Annotated in this window: 19 protein-coding genes; 7 read left to right on the top strand and 12 right to left on the bottom strand. The window is 62.9% G+C overall.

Annotated elements, in window-relative coordinates; genetic code table 11:
* Positions 1–129: 129 nt before the first annotated feature.
* Positions 130–717 (top strand): PEP-CTERM sorting domain-containing protein, encoded by a 588-nt coding sequence (locus IGS60_RS10760; RefSeq protein ID WP_230504256.1) that lies wholly within the window; start codon positions 130–132, stop codon positions 715–717.
* A 105-nt stretch (positions 718–822) separates the two neighbouring features.
* Here the strand turns inward: IGS60_RS10760 and IGS60_RS10755 are convergent, their stop codons facing one another.
* Positions 823–1,248, bottom strand: coding sequence for an organic hydroperoxide resistance protein (locus IGS60_RS10755; RefSeq protein WP_070289401.1), 426 nt, complete (start codon positions 1,246–1,248; stop codon positions 823–825).
* A 400-nt stretch (positions 1,249–1,648) separates the two neighbouring features.
* Between IGS60_RS10755 and IGS60_RS10750 the strand changes: the two genes are divergently transcribed.
* Both IGS60_RS10750 and IGS60_RS10745 read left to right on the top strand, forming a co-directional pair.
* On the top strand, positions 1,649–2,914 hold the full coding sequence (locus IGS60_RS10750) for a histidine kinase (protein WP_070218991.1): 1,266 nt from the start codon (positions 1,649–1,651) through the stop codon (positions 2,912–2,914).
* A complete protein-coding gene (locus IGS60_RS10745) occupies positions 2,901–3,683 on the top strand; it encodes a LytTR family DNA-binding domain-containing protein (RefSeq protein ID WP_230504254.1) in 783 nt (260 codons plus the stop codon). The genes IGS60_RS10750 and IGS60_RS10745 overlap by 14 nt, the downstream gene beginning before the upstream one ends.
* Positions 3,684–3,765: 82 nt before the next feature.
* Here the strand turns inward: IGS60_RS10745 and IGS60_RS10740 are convergent, their stop codons facing one another.
* The 7 genes from IGS60_RS10740 to IGS60_RS10710 form a co-directional block, all read right to left on the bottom strand.
* Positions 3,766–4,809, bottom strand: a complete 1,044-nt coding sequence (locus tag IGS60_RS10740) for a histone deacetylase family protein (RefSeq protein ID WP_230504252.1) — start codon at positions 4,807–4,809, stop codon at positions 3,766–3,768.
* Between the two features lie 28 nt (positions 4,810–4,837).
* Entirely contained in the window at positions 4,838–6,439 is a 1,602-nt protein-coding gene (gshA, locus tag IGS60_RS10735; RefSeq protein ID WP_230504250.1) for a glutamate--cysteine ligase, read from the bottom strand.
* A 216-nt stretch (positions 6,440–6,655) separates the two neighbouring features.
* Positions 6,656–7,486, bottom strand: a complete 831-nt coding sequence (gene prmC, locus IGS60_RS10730; RefSeq protein ID WP_230504248.1) for a peptide chain release factor N(5)-glutamine methyltransferase — start codon at positions 7,484–7,486, stop codon at positions 6,656–6,658.
* A gap of 10 nt (positions 7,487–7,496) precedes the next feature.
* A complete protein-coding gene (locus IGS60_RS10725; protein ID WP_306798479.1) occupies positions 7,497–8,015 on the bottom strand; it encodes a disulfide bond formation protein B in 519 nt (172 codons plus the stop codon).
* Between the two features lie 146 nt (positions 8,016–8,161).
* Positions 8,162–9,238: a peptide chain release factor 1 gene (gene prfA / locus IGS60_RS10720; RefSeq protein WP_070289405.1), complete on the bottom strand. Its 1,077-nt coding sequence runs from the start codon at positions 9,236–9,238 to the stop codon at positions 8,162–8,164.
* A gap of 87 nt (positions 9,239–9,325) precedes the next feature.
* Positions 9,326–10,600, bottom strand: a complete 1,275-nt coding sequence (gene hemA / locus IGS60_RS10715) for a glutamyl-tRNA reductase (RefSeq protein WP_070313089.1) — start codon at positions 10,598–10,600, stop codon at positions 9,326–9,328.
* A gap of 80 nt (positions 10,601–10,680) precedes the next feature.
* Entirely contained in the window at positions 10,681–11,370 is a 690-nt protein-coding gene (locus IGS60_RS10710; RefSeq protein ID WP_046681910.1) for a response regulator transcription factor, read from the bottom strand.
* A gap of 168 nt (positions 11,371–11,538) precedes the next feature.
* Between IGS60_RS10710 and IGS60_RS10705 the strand changes: the two genes are divergently transcribed.
* Positions 11,539–12,042 (top strand): hypothetical protein, encoded by a 504-nt coding sequence (locus tag IGS60_RS10705; protein ID WP_070218997.1) that lies wholly within the window; start codon positions 11,539–11,541, stop codon positions 12,040–12,042.
* A 3-nt stretch (positions 12,043–12,045) separates the two neighbouring features.
* Here IGS60_RS10705 and minE read toward each other — a convergent pair whose 3' ends face one another.
* From minE to IGS60_RS10685, 4 genes are all read right to left on the bottom strand, one after another.
* A complete protein-coding gene (gene minE / locus IGS60_RS10700) occupies positions 12,046–12,297 on the bottom strand; it encodes a cell division topological specificity factor MinE (protein ID WP_034752886.1) in 252 nt (83 codons plus the stop codon).
* 1 nt (position 12,298) lies between these two features.
* Positions 12,299–13,114: a septum site-determining protein MinD gene (gene minD, locus IGS60_RS10695; protein ID WP_034752889.1), complete on the bottom strand. Its 816-nt coding sequence runs from the start codon at positions 13,112–13,114 to the stop codon at positions 12,299–12,301.
* Between the two features lie 37 nt (positions 13,115–13,151).
* Entirely contained in the window at positions 13,152–13,901 is a 750-nt protein-coding gene (minC, locus tag IGS60_RS10690) for a septum site-determining protein MinC (protein WP_070289408.1), read from the bottom strand.
* A gap of 227 nt (positions 13,902–14,128) precedes the next feature.
* Positions 14,129–16,312, bottom strand: a complete 2,184-nt coding sequence (locus IGS60_RS10685) for a 5-methyltetrahydropteroyltriglutamate--homocysteine S-methyltransferase (protein ID WP_230504246.1) — start codon at positions 16,310–16,312, stop codon at positions 14,129–14,131.
* Between the two features lie 118 nt (positions 16,313–16,430).
* Here IGS60_RS10685 and IGS60_RS10680 point away from each other — a divergent pair, with 118 nt between their 5' ends.
* The 3 genes from IGS60_RS10680 to IGS60_RS10670 all read left to right on the top strand — a co-directional run bounded on the left by IGS60_RS10680 (position 16,431) and on the right by IGS60_RS10670 (position 19,355).
* Positions 16,431–17,339: a LysR family transcriptional regulator gene (locus IGS60_RS10680; protein ID WP_099408112.1), complete on the top strand. Its 909-nt coding sequence runs from the start codon at positions 16,431–16,433 to the stop codon at positions 17,337–17,339.
* Between the two features lie 129 nt (positions 17,340–17,468).
* Positions 17,469–17,954 (top strand): phasin family protein, encoded by a 486-nt coding sequence (locus tag IGS60_RS10675; RefSeq protein ID WP_230504244.1) that lies wholly within the window; start codon positions 17,469–17,471, stop codon positions 17,952–17,954.
* Positions 17,955–18,176: 222 nt separating this feature from the next.
* Complete coding sequence (locus IGS60_RS10670; protein ID WP_034783723.1) at positions 18,177–19,355, top strand: acetyl-CoA C-acetyltransferase; 1,179 nt, start codon at positions 18,177–18,179, stop codon at positions 19,353–19,355.
* Positions 19,356–19,497: the final 142 nt, after the last annotated feature.

Raw genomic sequence — 19,497 nt, 5'->3', positions numbered from 1 at the left:
TCTGCAGCAAGCCGCAGTTGGATGGATATTATAAATATGCTAATATAATTATGGCAAGTGACTGTCACTTGTAATTTGGGCACCGGCCTGAATTCCCTTGAAAATGTTCTGCAAAAATACGAGGAAGCTATGAAAAAGAAGCTGTTATGCGCCGTCCTATTTGTCGCCGGGATTTCTTCGGCCCATGCCGAAGCGACGACGTGGAGTTTTGTTTATCAAGGTTTTGTCGATGCGGCTACCGGCTTGTTCGATCCGCAGGTGAAGTTCACTGGGAGTTTCACCGGGGAAGACCGTAATCTGGACGGTGTTATTGCATCTGATGAACTTAGCTATTTTGAATCTCAGGGCATCACGTTCTTGTCTGACAAGGCAGAACCGGACTTTGGCGGATGCGGCACTCCCTATTTGAGGTGCCAAGTGGAGAATTTCAATTATGCACTGACGGGTAATCTTGATTATACCGTCGCCACGAACGGTGCTGACGAATTTGGTATCTACTGGTGGTATAGCCGCGCCGATATCGGCAGTTTTTTCCACACCGGCGGAGGCAATGTACCCTCGAACTTAGCGTGGTTAAATCAATATAATTGGTCCGACCAGACGAGCTTTAGCATTTCGCCAGCGCCAGTCCCCGAACCAGCGGTCGCGCTGATGTTGCCTGCGGGCTTGGCGCTCATGTACTTGACACGACTGCGCCGGCGTAAAAATTCCATTTGACCAAGTTGGTCTTGCATCCAGGCAGCCGGCGTTGGCACGCCAAAAAAATCCCCGGCAGCTTTGCGCGGCCGGGGAGGGGGGCGGATGACGGGTGTTGCCGTCCGATTACACGATCGTCAGCGTGACGTCGATGTTGCCGCGCGTGGCGTTCGAGTATGGGCACACGATGTGGGCGGCGGCGACCAGCGCTTCGGCGGCGGCGCGGTCCATGCCCGGCAGCGAGATTTTCAGTTCCACTTCGATGCCGAAGCCCGTCTCGATGGCGCCGATGCCGACGTTGCCTTCGATCGACAGGTCCGCCGGCACGGCGATCTTGTCGCGGCCGCCGACGAATTTCATGGCGCCGATGAAGCAGGCCGAGTAGCCGGCGGCGAACAGTTGTTCCGGATTGGTGCCGACGGCGCCATTGCCGCCCAGTTCTTTTGGCGTCGTCAGCTTGACGTCCAGCACATTGTCGGATGACACGGCACGGCCTTCGCGGCCTCCGGTGGCGGTGGCTTGCGCGCGGTACAGGACTTGTTTGATCGACATGATGGTTTCCTTTAGGTAGATAAATAGGTGACTACTAAATAGTGTGCTACTTGTTTCGCGGGCCGTGGCCCCAGGATGCCCGTCTGAAGAAGCAATTCCGGCGTCCATGTGTGCAATATATATCGCGCACTATTTAATTGCAAGCGATTTTATTCATGAAGTCACGACACCTGACCAAACCGTTGCGAGCGGAAGGGAGAGGTGGTCGAGACGCGGAACCGTACTTTGAGTACGCTGAGCATCGCAGGCCACCTATACCGACGCGCAGCAGGTTTGGTCAGGTGTCTTGAACCTTTATTTTGATGCCTTTGTCGCCACTACCGGGCTTCCATCGCATAATGGCCACCGCTGCCGGGGCCGATGATTATGCTGGCCTCACTTCAATACCCAAGGAAAAATCATGACCAGCCTTTTCTTTATCCTGCGCCTCACCCTGGCCGCGATGCTCACGTACATCATCGCCACGGCGATCCTGGTCGAGAACTTTCTGCGCTATCTCTTTGGGAATACGGAAGGCTTCTTTGTCATCATCGGCGCCTTGCTGGCCTGCACCGTCGTCACGAATGCGTTTTCGCACGTGCGCCGTGTGCGCCTGATCGCCGGCGCCGTCAATGCCGCCACCCTGTCGAGCCGCCAGCGGCGCCAGATCGAGATCCCGTTCGAGGCGGGCGAGGCGTTCGACATGGTCGACGCGGCCATCCGCGAACTGCCGGGCAGCGAAGTGGTCGAAAGCGCGCGCGACAGCCTGCAGGTGCAGGCCCGCGTGCGCCGCGCGGCGCCGTATACGCACACGGGCTTGCCCCGCATGCGCGTGCTGGGTTTCCTCGAGCCGCGGCCGAATCAGATCCTCGCCACCGTCACGCCGAATGGCGAGGCGGGCAGCGTGACCCTGATCTGCGAGCCGGCGCGCAATGCGTGGACCGACTGGTTCCTCGTCGACCATGGCAGCAACCTGGAAAACGCGGAGGCGGTGACGCGGGCCATCACGCGCCGGGTGGCGCAGCGCCGCCGCGGCGAGCAGGCCGAGGCGCGCCAGACGGTGACGGAAAAGGAACTGACGGTGGCCAAACTGAGCCTGCTGCATGCGCAGGTGGAGCCGCACTTCCTGTACAACACGCTGGCCAGCGCGCAGCTGCTCACGCGCAGCGACCCCGTGCGCGCCGACGCGATGCTGGGCAACCTGATCCTGTACCTGCGCCACTCGCTGCCGCGCACGGAGCAAGCCATGTCGACCCTGGGCACGGAGCTGGAACGGGCGCGCGCCTACCTCGACATCCTGAAAATCCGCATGGGCGAGCGTCTGAACCTGCAGATCGAGGTACCGCAATACCTGCGCCAGGTGGAGCTGCCGCCGATGATGCTGCAAACCCTGGTGGAAAACGCCATCAAGCATGGCCTGGAGCCGAAAAGCGGCGGCGGCACCATCTGGATCATGGCGCGCAGCGGCAATGGCACGGTGATCGTCACGGTGGCCGACGACGGCAAGGGCTTCAGCGACGACGGCGCCGGCACGGGCATCGGCTTGCGCAATGTGCGCGAGCGCCTGCGCCTGACCTACGGCAATGCCGCCGCGTTTGCCATCGTCGCCAACTTCCCCGACGGCGTGACGGCCACCATCACGGTGCCGGACAGCACGGCGCAAGGAGTGTCGTATGCATCCGCCTGAAATGACCTGCGTCATCGCCGAAGACGAAACCCTGCTGCGCGATGCGCTCGTGGCCCTGCTGGCCGAAGAGTGGCCGGCACTGCGCATCGTCGCCGCCTGCGACGACGGCGGCACGGCGCTCGAGGCCATCGCCACGCGCAAGCCCGACGTCGCCTTCCTCGATATCCGCATGCCGGGCCTGACGGGGCTGGAAGTGGCGGCCGGCGCGCTCGAAGCGAGTCCCGCCACGCAGGTGGTGTTCGTCACGGCTTACGACCAGTACGCGATCGACGCCTTCGACAAGGGCGCCGTCGATTATTTGTTGAAACCGGTCGCCCGCGAGCGCCTGCAGGCGACCCTGCAGCGCGTGCGGGCACGGGCCGGCAAGGCCCGGGCGGGCGACGGCGCGCTGGCCGGCCTGCTGCAGCAATTGAGCAGCGCCTTGCCGGCGCCGGCCAAGTCGCCGCCGCTGGTGTGGCTGACGGCCAGCAGCGGCAAGGATACGCGTCTGATCATGGTGGAAGACATCGCCTATTTTCAGTCCGACACCAAGTACACGGCCGTCATGACGGCCGACGGCGAGGCGCTGCTGCGCAAGCCGATCCGCGAACTGCTCGACGTGCTCGACCCGGCCATTTTCAAACAGATCCACCGCTCCACCATCGTCAACATGAAGATGGTGGCGTCGGTGACGCGCGACGAGGTGGGACGCGGCGCCCTGCGCCTGAAAACGCGGCCGGAAACCCTGGCCGTGAGCCAGCCGTTCATGAGTTTGTTCCGGAATATGTAAAGCCGGGGTCAGACCCCCGTTTGTGTTGGCACTGAGCTTGACGTTAGCGGTGTTGAGGGTCTGACCCCACTAGCTCCGCTAGTTACTCCGCCGTCTCAAAACCTTCCAGCACGTTCACCACATTGATGCCGATTTCCTTGACCGCATAGCCGCCTTCGAGGATGAAGGCGGTGGGCAGGTTCAAATGCGCCAGGCGTTCGCCCACGCGCAGGTAGTCGCCGCTTTGCAGGGAGAAATGCGACAGCGGGTCGCCCACGAAGGTGTCCACACCGAGCGACACCACCAGCGCGTCGGGCGCATACATATTGATGCGCAGGCAAGCCGTTTCCAGCGCGGCGAACCAGCTGGCCGTGGACGTGCCGGCCGGCAGCGGCAGATTGACGTTGTAGCCGAGCCCCGCGCCGCTGCCCGTTTCGTCGGCGTGACCCAGGTAAAACGGATATTCGTTGCGCGGGTCGGCGTGGATCGAGGCGAACAGCACGTCGTCGCGCGCATAAAAAATGCTCTGCGTGCCGTTGCCGTGGTGGTAATCGATGTCGAGGATGGCGACCTTGCGTGCGCCATCGTCGAGCAGGTGCTGCGCGGCCAGGGCCGCGTTGTTCAGAAAACAGTAGCCGCCAAAGAAATCGCTGCCCGCATGGTGGCCCGGCGGGCGCGTCAGGGCGAACGTGGCCCGTTCGCCCAGGCGCAATGCGTGCGCCGCATTGACGGCGCAGTCGGCGCCCGTCTTGGCCGCCGTCCAGGTGCCGGCCGTCAGCGGCGTGCCGTTGTCCATCGAATACAGGCCCAGCTTGGCCGTGAAGTCGTCCGGTTCGATATCGCTGCGCAAGGTGCGCACGGGCCACACGGACGGCAAGGCATCCTTGCCCCCGTTGTCGGGGTCGAGCGCCAGCCAGTCGTGCCAGGCGTGGCGTAAAAAATGCAGGTAGCGGGGCGTGTGGATGCGCTCCAAGGAGGTCAGCGGCACGCCGTGCGGCGTGACGATGCGGCCCAGGTTGCGCCGCCCCAGCTCGGCCACCACCATGTCGGCCCGCTCCGGTGTCTCGAAGCAGGGCACCATGGTGCCGCGAAACATCTCGAAGCGGCCCCGGTGCTGGCCGTGCAATTCATTGTAGAAGGTCAGCATGGGGTGCCAGGCAAAAAGTCAGGCAGGATCAGGTGTGCGAACACAGGGTGCTGGCGCGGTAGGCGGCGACGAAGTCGTCGAAGCTGCCGGCCGGCGCTGCTTCCATGGCGCGCTGCTCGGCCAGCGAGCTGGCGGCCATCTCGTCGAAATACGCGCTTTGCTCGGGGGTGGGCGGCTGCGCGCGGAAAAACGCCGCATGGCGTTCGCTTTGCTGCAGGCCGAAGGCGGCGAATGAGCCGCCGTTGGCGCGCAGCGCGGCCAAGACCTTGGCCGATGGCGTCGTGTCCGGGTCGGCCAGCTTACGGGCTTGCGCGGCCAGGCTGTGCGCGTGCTGCGTGCCGCCCTGGCGCGCATCGAGCAGGGCCGCCACGGGCGCAATACGCGCCAGCAATTCCTCGCCCCAGGCTTGCAGGGTAATGTCTTCGCCATCGCGGCGCAGGCTCAGGCCCGGCTTGCGGCCTTCCTTGACGGTGCGGGCGAAATTGTTCGTGTAGCACGCGCTTTGCTCGGCAGAAATCGGCGCGCTGTCGTCGAGCGCGCAGAACAGCAAAAACGCGTCGAGGAAGCGGCCCGTTTCCAGGCTGATGCCCACCGGTTCGAACGGATCGACATCCATGCAGCGCACTTCGATGTATTGCACGCCGCGCAGGCACAGGGCCTGGATGGGGCGCTCGCCCGTGCGGATCACGCGCTTCGGACGGATGGTCGAATAGTATTCATTTTCGATCTGCAGCACGTTGGTGGACAATTGGATCCACTCGCCATCCTTCTTCGTGCCCAGCGTTTCGTACGGCGGATACGGGTCGTTGACGGCGTGCGTGAGCGCGTTGACGTAATCATCGAGGCTGTTTTCGTGCGGGCGCAGGCCGGACTGGGCGTCGTTCTGGTAGCCGAGGTCGCTCATGCGCAGGCTGGTCGCGTACGGCAGGAACAGGGTGTCGTCGGACAAGGTGTCGAGCTTGTGTGCGCGGCCGCGCAGGAAGCCGGCGGACAGGGCCGGCGAGGCGCCGAACAGGTACATCAACAGCCAGCTGTAGCGGCGGAAATTGCGGATCGTCGCCAGGTAGCTTTCCGACTGTACGTCTTTTGGCGTGGCGGCTGCGTGCGTGGGGCTGGCGCTGGTGTCCGGATGGCTGGCCAGCACTTGCCACAGCTGCTCGTCGAGCGAATAGTTGTAATGGATGCCGGCGATGCATTGCATGGCCTTGCCGTAGCGCAATGCCAGGCCGCGCCGGTAGACATGCTTGAGCATGCCCATGTTCGAGCTGCCGTAGTTGGCGATCTCGATGTCCTCCTCGGGCGGCAGCTGGCACGGCATCGACTGGCTCCACAGCAACTCGTCGCCGAGGCGGCTGTAGGCGTGGCGGTGCACGGTATCGAGCTTGTCGAGCGTGACGGCGATGTCGGCTTCGGCCGGGGTGATGAATTCGAGCAGCGCTTCGGCGTAGTCGGTGGTGATTTCAGGGTGCGTCAGCGCCGAGCCCAGGGCGGCGGGGTGGGGCGTGGAAGCCAGATGGCCGGCTTGGTCGACGCGCAGGGTTTCGCGCTCGATGCCGCGCAAGCCGCCCAGCAGCGCGCGGTTGGCATCTTCGGTCAGCAATGCCAGGCGGCGAGTCAACAGGTTGGGCAATTTGAGCTTCCTTTCTTGTGCAGCATATAAATAATTTGTGCTGAGATTAACCGAATTTTGGCAAATGCGTCGGCGCCGGCCCAAAAAACGCCGCGTCGCCAGCGTCCGCCCCGGGCAACGGGGACGGCGCTTCGGTCAGGAATTCGCTTGATATTTTAACAAACTGCGGGGGGATCTGGCGCGCCGCCCGGTCAAGCTTTGCGCAGGTGGCAACGGTCAGCCCAGGCGGGCGCCGCTGACCCGTTCGATGCCGGCCAGGTCGCGCCAGCTTTGCACCTTGTTATAGCCGGCAGCGGCCAGCAGCTCGCGCACGGATGCCGCCTGGTCGTAGCCGTGTTCCATCAGCAGCCAGGCGCCCGACGCCAGGTGGCGCGCGGCACCGGCAACGATGGTGCGCAGGGCCGACAGGCCATCGGCATGGTCGGTCAGCGCGCCCGCCGGCTCGAAGCGCAAATCGCCTTCGGCCAGGTGGCGGTCGCCGCTGGCGATATAGGGGGGATTGGAGACGATCAGGTCGAACTTTTCCGTGCCCAGCGCTTCGAACCAGTCGCTGGCCATGAAGGTGATGTTGACGCCGTTGGCGCTGGCGTTGCGGCGCGCCACGGCCAGCGCCGTGCTGCTCACGTCCAGGGCCGTGACGACGGCGTCAGGCCGCGTATGCGCCAGCGCGACGGCGATGGCGCCGCTGCCCGTGCCCATGTCGAGCACCCGTCCGCCGGGCGGCAGGCGCTCGAGCGCCAGTTCCACCAGCACTTCCGTGTCGGGGCGGGGAATCAGCACGGCCTCGTTCACTTCGAACGGCAAGCCGAAGAATTCACGCTGGCCGACGATGTAGGCGATCGGTTCGCCTTGCAGACGGCGCGCCAGCAAGCCCGATAAACGTTCGGCCTCATCGGGAGTGAGCACACGCTCCGATTGCGTGATCAAGCTGACGCGCGACAGGCCCAGCGCGTGACCGAGCAGGATGCGGTTGTCGAGCGGATCGAGCAGCGGACGGATTTGCAGGGCGCCGACAGTGCTGCCGGCGGGGATCAGTGTTTCTGGCATAGATAATTGATTATTGTTTGCGGCGCAGCAATGTCCACAACATGGTGATGGCGAAGATGGCGAACCAGATGAATGCCCATTGCGGAATCGACAGGCCGAAAAACGGCTCGCCGGCGTTTTCGCAAGCGCCATACGATTCGAACATGAAGGGCATGAGTTCGGCCGTGAAGACCTTGTTCAGCGCCGTTTCCACCGGATCGATGCCGCACGAGAAGCCGGGATTGGCCAGCACGTACAAATGCTTGGCGCCCACGCCCATGCCGCCCAAGGCCGCCAGCAAGCCGACGCCGGCGCCGATCTTCGGACGGTTGGCTGCGGCGCCCGCCAGGCAGGCGATGCCGATGGCGAGGAACAGGTAGCGCTGGATCACGCACAGCGGGCACGGCGCCATGTTCATGGCATGCTGCAAATACATGGCCACGCCCAGCATCAGGAAACACAGGGCGGCGGTCAACAGGAGGACGGTGCGTGAATTTTTCATGGGCGACACGGTGAGGTGGATGGAATCGAGCTGGTCATTTTCGCACAAGGGCCGATTTTTATTGCTTAGCCGCTACTTAAAGCTGTCGGCTTACGCGCTGCGCGCCAAGCCGACCTACAAATTGCGGCGTAGGTTGGCGTAGGTCGGCGTAGGTCGGCTTAGCGCAGCGTAAGCCGACACAACGGAGCCAGCGTTTAGTCGCCCAGCGCCGCCAGCAACTCTGCCTGATGCTCCGCCGCCAGCGCATTCGTCAGCTCCGTCAAATCCCCGTCCATGATGAAGTCGAGCTTGTACAAGGTCAGATTGATGCGGTGATCCGTCAGGCGGCCTTGCGGGAAATTATAGGTGCGGATGCGCTCGCTGCGGTCGCCCGAGCCGATCAGGCTCTTGCGCGTGGCCGCTTCCTTCGACTGCTGCTCGCGCAATTGCACGTCCTTGATGCGCGCCGCCAGCACTTTCATCGCCTGCGCCTTGTTCTTGTGCTGGCTGCGGTCATCCTGGCACTCGACGACGATGCCGGTCGGTAAGTGGGTGATGCGCACGGCCGAATCCGTCTTGTTGATGTGCTGTCCGCCCGCGCCCGAGGCGCGGTAGGTGTCGATGCGCAGGTCGGCCGGGTTGATGTTGACGTCCTCCACTTCATCGGCTTCCGGCATCACGGCCACCGTGCAGGCCGAGGTGTGGATGCGGCCCTGCGTTTCCGTGGCCGGCACGCGCTGCACGCGGTGGCCGCCCGACTCGAATTTCAGCTTCGAATACGCGCCATTGCCGACCACGCGCACGATCACCTCGCGGTAGCCGCCCAGGTCGGAATCGGACGAGGACACCAGTTCCACCTGCCAGCGGTTGCGCTCGGCAAAGCGCGTGTACATGCGCAGCAGGTCGCCGGCGAACAGGGCCGATTCATCGCCGCCCGTGCCGGCGCGAATTTCCAGGAAGATATTGCGCTCATCGTTGACGTCCTTCGGCAGCAGCATGGTTTGCAGTTCGCGCTCGAGCCGCGCCATGGTGGCCTTGGCCGCCTCGATCTCTTCCTGGGCGAATTCCTTCATGTCCGGGTCCGCCAGCATCTCTTGCGCCGTGGCGATGTCGTTGCCCGCTTCCTGGTAGGAGCGGTACAGGGCCACCAGCGGGCCCAGTTCGGCGTGCTCGCGCGTCATCTTGCGGTAGCTGTCCATGTTCGACGTGGCGTCCGGATGCATCAGCAGTTCGTCGAGTTCGACCAGGCGGTTCGCCAGTTGATCGAGTTTGGCCAGCATGGATGGTTTCATAGCGATTCGCGGTAAAAGAGTGTAGGGATGATGCAAGCCCGGCAGGCGGGCAGGGGTAGCCGCGCGCGGGCGGCCAGCGGGGCTGCGCTAACGGCGGGGGCGGAACAGTTTCGGCAGCAGGGTGACCAGCTGCTTGCGCTCGTCGCCTTGCGCATGGTGCAGCGCTTGCTGCGGGCCGTGCAGGAACTTGGCCGTCAAGCCTTTCGACAGCGCTTCGAGCACGGCGTCGATGTCGGCGCCCTTGGCCAGCATCTTGCGCGCCCGTTCCACTTCCAGCAGGCGCAAGGTTTCGCTGTTTTCATGCAGATGCTGGATGACGGGCACCATGGCGCGGTCGTCGACCCAGCTCATGAACGATTGCACGCGCGTCTCGATGATGGCTTCGGCTTGCGCCACGGCCGCCTGCCGGCTTTCCAGGCCCGTCTGCACGACCTTGCCCAGGTCGTCGACCGTGTACAGGAAGACGTCGTTCAAACGGCCCACTTCCGCTTCGATGTCGCGCGGCACGGCCAGGTCGACCATGAACATGGGCTTGTGGCGGCGCGCCTTGATGGCGCGCTCGACCAGGCCCAGGCCCAGCAGCGGCAAGGACGATGCCGTGCACGAGATGACGATGTCGAACTGGTGCAGCTGCTCGGGCAAATCCGCCAGGCGGATCGCCTTGCCGTTGAAACGGTGCGCGAGTTCCTCGCCCCGTTCCATGGTGCGGTTGGCAATGGTGATGCTTTTCGGGTTTTGCGCGGCAAAGTGCGTGGCGCACAATTCGATCATTTCGCCGGCGCCGATGAACAGCACGTTCTGCTCGGCGATCTTGTCGAAGATACGCTGCGACAGGCGCACGGCGGCGGCCGCCATGGATACGCTGTGGGCGCCGATTTCCGTGCTGCTGCGCACTTCCTTGGCCACCGAAAAGCTGCGCTGGAACAACTGGTGCAGATACGTGCCCAGGCCGCCCGCCTCGTCGGCCGTGCGGATGGCGTCCTTGATCTGCCCCAGAATCTGCGTTTCGCCCAGCACCATCGAATCGAGCCCGGAGGCGACGCGGAAGGTGTGGCGCACGGCATCGTGCTGCGGCAGCATATACAAGTGGGGGCGCAGCTCGCTGTAGTTGAGCTGGTGGTAGTCGGCCAGGAAATGCGCACCGGCGTCGAGCGGATTGGGCACATGGCTGGCCGCATACAGCTCGGTGCGGTTGCAGGTCGACAGGATGGCCGCTTCGTCGTTGTCGCGCAAGTCGATGCGCTGGAACCAGGTGCGCGCCGCCATCACCGCCTGGCCCAAGTGCTCAGGCGCAAACGCCAGCTGTTCGCGGAGCGACACTGGGGCGGTGGTATGGTTGAGACCGACGGCGAGCAGTTGCATTTCAGGGCTGTTGGATGACTTATGGCGACATTATAACGCTTTGTGCCCGCGCTTTGAGCAGGTCAGCCGTTTGCCGCCGTTCAGCCGCCCAGTTTTTCCAGTCGATAACCATAACTGTAGACGGGCACGAGCCGGTAGCCGTGTTCCGGTTTCAGCTGCAGCTTGTTGCGCACGCGCGAGACGTGGGTATCCATGGTGCGCGAGGGCAGGGCCGTGTCGCGCTGCCACACGGCTTCGTGGATGTAGGCGCGCGACAGGGGACGGCCCAGGTTGCGGAAAAACAGCAGCGCCAGGGCGAATTCCTTGTGCGTCACATCCAGCACTTCGCCATCGCGCAACAGGCGGCCGGGACGGGTTTCGAACGTGTAATGACCAAATTGCAAGTACTCGGCGCCATTCTGGGCCGGGTACGCCACGCGCAGCAGCGCCTGGGTGCGCAAGGTCAGTTCGCTGCGCCGCAGGGGCTTGATCATGTAGTCGTCGGCGCCTGCCGTCATGCCCGCCACCACGTCGTCTTCGCCGGAACTGTTGGTCATAAACAACACGGGCGCCTTCGGCGCCAGTTTTTCCCGGGCACGGCGCAAGACTTCCGCACCGTCCAGATCGCTCACATGCCAGTCGAGGATGAGCATGTCGCAACTGTCCTTGCGCAGCTGCCCCAGCATTTCCTTGCCACTCTGAAACTCGTGGCAAGCGTGGCCGGCGGCGGTGAGCACCTGGCATATCAGTTCTGCCTGGCTATGGTCGCTATCGAGTACGGCAATTCGCATAATTGGCTGGAGTGTGTAGCAACAAACAGACGGCCTGCTCTGCTTATCGTAATGTTAAGGAATGCTCAAGTGAAATATAACAGAGATTGCAACTGTGTCCAGTGAAATCGGAGGGCAGATCCTTTACGTTACACTTGTTCATCTACCCCTACTAGCGGAGAAGCGGCCATGCCAGACAAGAGCACTACCGATTGGACACTGATACCGGCCAGTCGTGCCGAAATCGAGCAAGTGCGCGAGCGTTGCCGGCGCCTGGTGCAGCGGCGCGCCATGATGTCGGCGGGCGCTTCGGCCATTCCCATTCCCGGCATCGACCTGATGTCCGACGTGGGTCTGTTTTCCATGTTGATCAACGATATCAACCACGAATTCGGCCTGACGCCCGAGCAGATCGAGCGCCTGAACCCGCAGTTCAAGATGATGGCCTACCGCGCGGCGGTGGGCATGGGAGGCATGCTGGTAGGAAAGCTGGTGTCGCGCGAACTGATCCTCCACCTGCTCAAGCGCAGTGGCGTCAAGATTGCCACCAAGCAGGTGGCGCGCTTCGTGCCGTTCGCCGGCCAGGCGGTGGCGGCAGCCATCGGCTACGCCGTGTTCCGCCAGATCGGCAACCAGCACGTGAACGCCTGCGCCGCGGTGGCGCAGGAATTGCTCATGGTCAGGCCGGAGTAAACCTTACGCGTCCGGCAGCACCACGTTGACGTCGAGCACTTCCAGGTTGCCCTGGCGGTCCAGCGAGATCTTGATGTCGTCGGCATTCACCTTCGTGTACTTGGAAATGACAGCGATCAATTCCTTGTGCAGGGCGGGCAGGAAGTCCGGACCATCGCGTCCGCTGCGTTCGCGGGCGATGATGATCTGCAGGCGTTCCTTGGCCGCGGTGGCCGTCTTCGGCTTGGGGGGGAAGAGGAAAGAAAGCAAGGCCATATCACTTCGCCCCAAAAATGCGCTGGAGTAATCCAGGCTTTTCATAGTTGGTAAAGCGCAACTCGACCTCTTCGCCGAGGAAACGCGAGACCACGTCTTCATAGGCTTGCGCCACGTCCGTGCCCGTGAAATGGATGGCCGGATTGCCCTGGTTCGAGGCGGCCAGCACTTGCTCCGATTCCGGGATGATGCCCACCAGCGGGATGCGCAGGATTTCCTGCACGTCCTGGTAGGACAGCATTTCATCCGATTCCACGCGTTTCGGCGAGTAGCGGGTGATCAGCAAATGTTCCTTGACCGGCTCGCCGCCCGTCTGCGCACGGCGCGACTTGGCTTGCAGGATGCCGAGGATGCGGTCCGAATCGCGCACCGACGACACTTCCGGGTTGGTGACGATGATGGCTTCGTCGGCGAACGTCAGCGCCATCAGCGCGCCATGCTCGATGCCGGCCGGCGAATCGCAGATGATGAACTCGAAACCCATGTTGATCAGGTCGTTCAACACGCGCTCCACGCCTTCTTCCGACAAGGCATCCTTGTCGCGCGTCTGCGAGGCGGGCAGGATGAACAGGTTGTCGCAGTGCTTGTCCTTGATCAGGGCCTGGTTCAGGGTTGCTTCTTTATTGATCACATTGATCAAGTCATACACGACGCGGCGCTCGCAACCCATGATCAGGTCGAGGTTACGCAGGCCCACGTCGAAATCGAGCACGGCTGTCTTGTGGCCGCGCATGGCCAGGCCAGTGGAAAAACTGGCGCTAGAGGTCGTCTTGCCGACACCGCCCTTGCCGGACGTCACAACAATAATTCTTGCCACAAATAATCCTTTTCAGATATCTCTTGAATTGTGCAGCTTAAGAGCGGTTCACGGGAGTGACCGGATTGACAGAGTGTATATCGATTCTGTCTCCAGCCAAACGAATTTGCGCGGGTCCGCGCGCCATTTCTGCGGGGAAACCATCCTCGAACGTGCGGTACACGCCCGCGATCGAGACCAGTTCCGGTTCCATGGCCAGCGCGAAGATGCGCGCCTGGGGATTGCCCGAGGCGCCGGCCAGCGCGCGGCCGTACAGCGAGGAATACACGTGGATGCTGCCGTCGGCGATGATTTCGGCGCCATTGTTGACGACGGCGGTGATGATCAGGTCGCAGCCGCGCGCATAGATGCGCTGGCCGGCCCGCACGGGCGTGTCGATCACCATCACCTGGGCGTCGGCGCCCGACTGGGCCGCCGCCGTGGGTGTATCCTTGGGACCATCCTTGGGCGGCGCATCGTCGCGCGTCTTGCCGCTGTCGAGGCTCAAGCCTTGCGCCAGGATGGCGTCATGCATGTCGGCCGGCGCATTGCGCACGGCCACGGCATTCAAACGGTATTTTTTCAGCAGGGCCACGAGGGCGGCCCAGTCGATGGGCACGCTGCCGGGCGGTAAGGCCGCCACGTCCAGCACGGCCAGGTCGTCCTCGAAAAAGTCCGCCACGCCTCCCGTCATGTCGCGCAAGGCGGCATCGAGTGCCTGCGTATCGGCGCTATGCAGGATGGCGGAGACAGCAACGACGGTGGAAATCTTGATTTCGATAGGCTTCTGCGACGGGCTTTTGGACATAAACATTTATCAAAGTGAAACTGCGGCAGGCCAGATGTTCCGTACGGCAACAATGGGAGCAGTAAATTTCTTGCATTCTACTGCAAAAAAATCAGCGTCAGGGGCCTGGCGCATGCTATTCCGCAGAGCAATACCTACTTCATGTCAAAAAAAACGGGCGGCGCCCCGGAAAACCGGTGCGCCGCCCCGAAAGCCGCCGCCCATGCGCCCTCAGGCGCCATGACCGATTACGCTGCGCGCATCTGCCGTGCCGCCTCGACCATATGACGCAACGCTGTTTCCGTTTCCAGCCAGCCACGCGTCTTCAAGCCGCTGGCTTTTTGCCGTAATGTCACCATGTCGACGGTGGTGGGGATGCGCGGCGAGTGGATGCCGTACACGCCGGGGCCGATTTCGTTCGAGTATTGGAACTGGCCTGAGCCCGTCAGCGGTTCCATGTCCGAGCGGCTCGTCTCTATCGTGATGACGTCGGCATCCATGGCGGCGATCTGCGGCAGGATGTCGTTGAACTCGGCATAGCATATGTGGGTATGGATCTGCGTCGTGTCGCTGACGACGGACGCGGCGATGCGGAAGGCGCGCGTGGCCCAGTCCAGATAGGCGTCCCGCTGGCCGCGGCGCAGCGGCAAGCCTTCGCGGATGGCCGGCTCGTCGATCTGGATGATGCCGATGCCGGCCGTTTCCAGGTCCTGCACTTCGTCGCGGATGGCCAGGGCCAGCTGCAGCGCCGTGGCGGCGCGCGGCTGGTCGTCGCGCACGAACGACCATTGCAAGAGCGTCACCGGGCCCGTCAGCATGCCCTTCATCGGTTTGCTCGTCAGGCTTTGCGCATGGACCGTCCATGCGACCGTCATGGGGGCCGGACGCTGCACGTCGCCGTAGATGATGGGCGGCTTGACGCAGCGCGAGCCGCACGATTGCACCCAGCCGTGACGGGTCAACACGAAGCCGTCCAGCTGCTCGCCGAAGTAGTCGACCATGTCATTGCGTTCCGCTTCGCCATGCACGAGCACGTCCAGGCCCAGCGCTTCCTGGCGGCCCACGGCGTGGGCGATTTCGGCGCGGATGGCCGGCGTCTGCGGGAAGGCGCCAATGGTCGTCGTCGGGAAGTCGGGCAGGCGCAGGCGTGCATGCTGCGCGGCCTGGCGCAACGGGAAGCCGGAATCGCGGCGGTCGATGGTGGGCGACAGCGTCTGCAGGCGCTGCGCGACCGGCGCACGGTGCACGCGGGGGCTGGCGCGGCGGCTGGCGATGGCCCGGCGGGACCTCGCCAGCGCGGTATCGTCGGGATGGCCTTCCAGTGCGTCTTTCAGCAACGCAATTTCCGTGAGTTTTTCCGTGGCAAACGCCAGCCAGCTCTTGATGTCGCCATCGAGGTCCGTCTCCGCTTCCAGGCTGAACGGCACGTGCAGCAGCGAGCACGACGGTGCCAGCCACAGGTGCCCCTTGCGCTTGGCGGCCAGCGGCTGCAGCACGGCCAGGGCCGCATCGAGGTCGGTGCGCCAGATATTGCGGCCATCGACTATACCGATCGACAAGACTTTATGCGCGGGCAGCCAGTCCGTGACACTGACCAATTCATGCGGCGCGCGGATGCCGTCCACGTGCAGGCCGGCCACGGGCAGGCGGCATGTCAGGCTGAGGTTTTCTTCCAGCGGCGAGAAATACGTGGCCAGCAGGATGTTCACCCCGACCTGGTTCAGCTGCCAGTAGGCACTCTCGAAGGCGCTGCGCCAGGCATGGGGCAAGTCCAGGCCCAGGATCGGTTCCTCGAGCTGCACCCACGCCACGCCCTGCTGTTTCAACCGGTCGAGCAGGGCGCCGTAGACGGGCAGCAATTGTTCCAGCAGCGCCAGGCGCTCGAAGCCCGGTGTCTTTTCCTTGCCCAGCCACAGGAAGGTGAGGGGGCCGATCAGGGCCGCCTTGACCTGGTGGCCGAGCGCCTGCGCCTCGGCCACTTCCGCCAGCAGGCGCTCGCACGCCAGCGAAAATTGGGTGTGCGGCGACAATTCGGGCACCAGGTAATGGTAATTGGTGTCAAACCACTTGCTCACTTCCAGCGCATGGCCGTGGCGGCAGCCGGCATGCTCCGCTTGGCTTGCACCGCCGCGCGCCATCGTGACATAGCGCGACAGCGGCGATTGTTCCGCGCCGAAATCAAAACGCGCCGGCTCGCAGCCCAGCAGCTGGATATGGCTGGCCACGTGGTCGTAGAAGGCGAAGTCGCCCACGGTGACGTAGGCCAGGCCCGCGTCCCTTTGCACGGCCCAGTGGCGCGCGCGCAATTGCTGGCCCGTCGCTTCCAGCGCCGCCTCGGACAGCTCGCCGCGCCAGTGGCTTTCCAGCGCCAGTGTCAGTTCGCGCGCGGCGCCGATACGGGGAAAGCCAAGGATGTGCGTACGAATGGTCATGATGTCATCGAGATTTAATGTGAATGCGCTAGAGTGTGCGGCAACTTGGTCTATAATCAAAACGAAACATTTTGCCGAATAACATGAAAATCATTCACGTATATCCTCCAATTTCCCGATGCTAGAAATTCGCCACCTGCGCACCTTGAGTGCCCTGCGTTCCTCCGGCAGCCTGGTGCGCGCCGCGCAGCTGCTCAACCTGACCCAGTCGGCCCTGTCGCACCAGATCCGTTTGCTGGAAGAGCGCTACAAGGCGCCCTTGTTCGAGCGCAAGTCGATGCCGATCGCCTTCACGGCCACGGGCAGCCGGCTGCTGGAGCTGGCCGACAAGCTGCTGCCCGAGATCGAGCTGGCCGAGCGCGACGTGGCGCGTTTGTCGCAGGGCGACAAGGGGCAGCTGCGCGTGGCGCTCGAATGCCATACCTGTTTCGACTGGCTCATGCCCGTGATGGATGCGTTCCGCCAGCGCTGGCCGGAAGTGGAAATCGATCTTGTCTCCGGCTTTCACAGCGAACCGGCGGACTTGCTGCGTTCGGGCGAGGCGGACCTCGTGATCGGCTCGCCGTACGGCCCCGATTTCACCGTGTTTCCCCTGTTCCGCTTTGAAATGCTGGTGGTGATGGCGCAGAAGCACCGGCTGCAGGCCCAGCGCCGCCTTGCGGCGAGCGACTTTACGGGCGAGACTTTGATTACCTATCCCGTGCCGGAAGAGCGCATCGACCTGATCCGTGAAGTGCTGCGGCCGGCCGGCATCCAGTTTGAACGCCGCACGGCCGAATTGACGGTGGCCGTGCTGCAACTGGTGGCGAGCCGGCGCGGCATCGCCGCCTTGCCGAACTGGGCCATCAAGAATTACGTCGATTACGATTATGTGGTGGCGCGCCCGGTGGGCGAGCATGGCTTGTGGAGCGATTTGTACGTGTCCGTGCCGGAGCCGTTGCAGGACAAGGCCTATGTGCGCGATTTCGTCAGCGTGATACGCGAGCAGTGCGCGGCTACGCTCGATGGTATCAAGTTGTTGTCTTGATCAACGTTGAGGTGGAAACAAACCAACAGCAAAGCTTGATAAATATCAAGGTTCAGCAATGAACCACCGCTTACAGTTGAGCACTGTGCGGCGCAACATGGCGCTGCCTACTCTTTGGGGAGGAACGACATGTTTTCATTTTCCGAACAATGGGCATTGGCTGGCAAGGCCGTGGTGGAAGCGCAATTGATCAGCGCGCAAGCGTATGCCCAGGCCGCCGTCGACAGCGGCGCCAACGTGCTGGAGTTGCAGCTCGATGCGGCCCGCGCGGCGCTGGCTGCCGCTACGGTGGCGGGCAATCAGCTGCTGTCCGTGAAGGATACGCAAGCGCTGCTGCAACTGTCGCGCACCCAATCGCAACTGGCCATCGAACGCATCGGTGCATATGGCCGCCAGGCAAAGGATGTTGCTCAAGAAACCCAGGAGAAATTCGATACCGTGACAAAGGGTGAGTTTGCTGCATCGCGTCAAAAATTTGGCGAGCTGTTGCAGGTGGTAAAGCAAACACCCGTGCCCCTGATTATTCCCTTCAATAATTTTCTAAAAACCACTTTCGGCGGTGCCGATGAAGGGTATGATAAAAATAAAAACACGCGTCCTGCTCGCCAGGCCTAAGCGTTTTGCGGCCCGGCAGCGGCTATCCGCCGCGCCAGGTTGCCAGCCGCCACCGCAAGCAGGCTGTCATCGCCGCCGCCAGTGGTGCGGCGCTGGAACTGCGGCGCATGCCGCGCTAGAATAAAACGCAGCTTGCTGCGTCTTCCCGGATTCACTGGATTCCAATTGGATTCTATTAGCACCTTGACCTTGGCCCTCGTGGCCAGCATATCGGAGAAATAAATGGATGATGTCGTAATCGTGGCCGCCGGCCGTACCGCAGTCGGCAAATTCGGTGGCAGTCTGGCCAAGATTCCTGCGTCCGAACTGGGCGCGCATGTAATCAAGGGCTTGCTGGCACAAACCGGCATCGACCCGAACCTGATCGGCGAAGCCATCCTGGGCCAGGTGCTGACGGCCGCCGTCGGCCAGAACGCCGCGCGCCAGGCCGTCATCAAGGCTGGCCTGCCCAGCTCCATCCCGGCATTCACCATCAACAAGGTCTGCGGCAGCGGCCTGAAGGCCACGCACCTGGCGGCGCAAGCGATCAAGTGCGGCGACGCCAACATCATCATCGCCGGCGGCCAGGAAAACATGAGCGCCTCGCCGCACGCGATGAACGGTTCGCGCGACGGTTTCCGCATGGGCGACTTCAAGATGATCGACACCATGATCGTCGATGGTCTGTGGGACGTGTACAACCAGTACCACATGGGCATCACGGCGGAAAACGTCGCCAAGAAATACGAAGTGACGCGCGCCGAGCAGGATGAATTCGCGCTGCAGTCGCAGCTGAAGGCGGAAGCGGCGCAAAAGGCGGGCAAGTTCAAGGATGAAATCTTGCCGCTGGAAATCGCCAACAAAAAAGGCACGGTCGTCTTCGACAGCGACGAATACATCAAGCCCGGTTCGACCCTGGAATCGCTGGCCGGCCTGCGCCCTGCGTTCGCCAAGGACGGCACCGTCACGGCCGGCAATGCATCGGGCCTGAACGACGGCGCCGCCGCCGTGATCATGATGTCCGCTTCGCAAGCGAAGGAACTGGGCTTGAAGCCGCTGGCGCGCATCAAGGCTTACGCCTCGTCGGGCCTGGACCCGGCCGTCATGGGCATGGGCCCCGTCTCTGCCTCGCGTCTGTGCCTGAAAAAAGCCGGCTGGACGCATGAAGAGCTGGACCTGATGGAAATCAACGAAGCGTTTGCCGCGCAAGCGATTGCCGTGAACAAGGAAATGGGCTGGGATACCAGCAAGATCAACGTGAACGGAGGCGCGATCGCCATCGGCCACCCGATCGGCGCCTCGGGCGCGCGCATCCTGGTCACCCTGATCCACGAAATGATACGCCGCGACGCCAAGAAAGGCCTGGCAGCGCTGTGCATCGGTGGCGGCATGGGTGTCGCTTTAGCGATCGAGCGCGATTAAGTAGCTGGCACCGAATCCCGCCGTCGCGCGCAGTGCGTGACGGCGGGGTTCGCGGCGGTACGCCGCTGTAATTCTCGGCGGAACTGGGTTGCTTTCACTAAATAATTAACTTTTTGGCAATAGAACGACACTGAGGGGATGA

It is taken from the genome of Janthinobacterium sp. FW305-128 (assembly GCF_020858135.1).
Taxonomy (GTDB): Bacteria; Pseudomonadota; Gammaproteobacteria; order Burkholderiales; family Burkholderiaceae_D; genus Janthinobacterium.
This window is presented reverse-complemented; position numbering and strand designations above follow the sequence as displayed.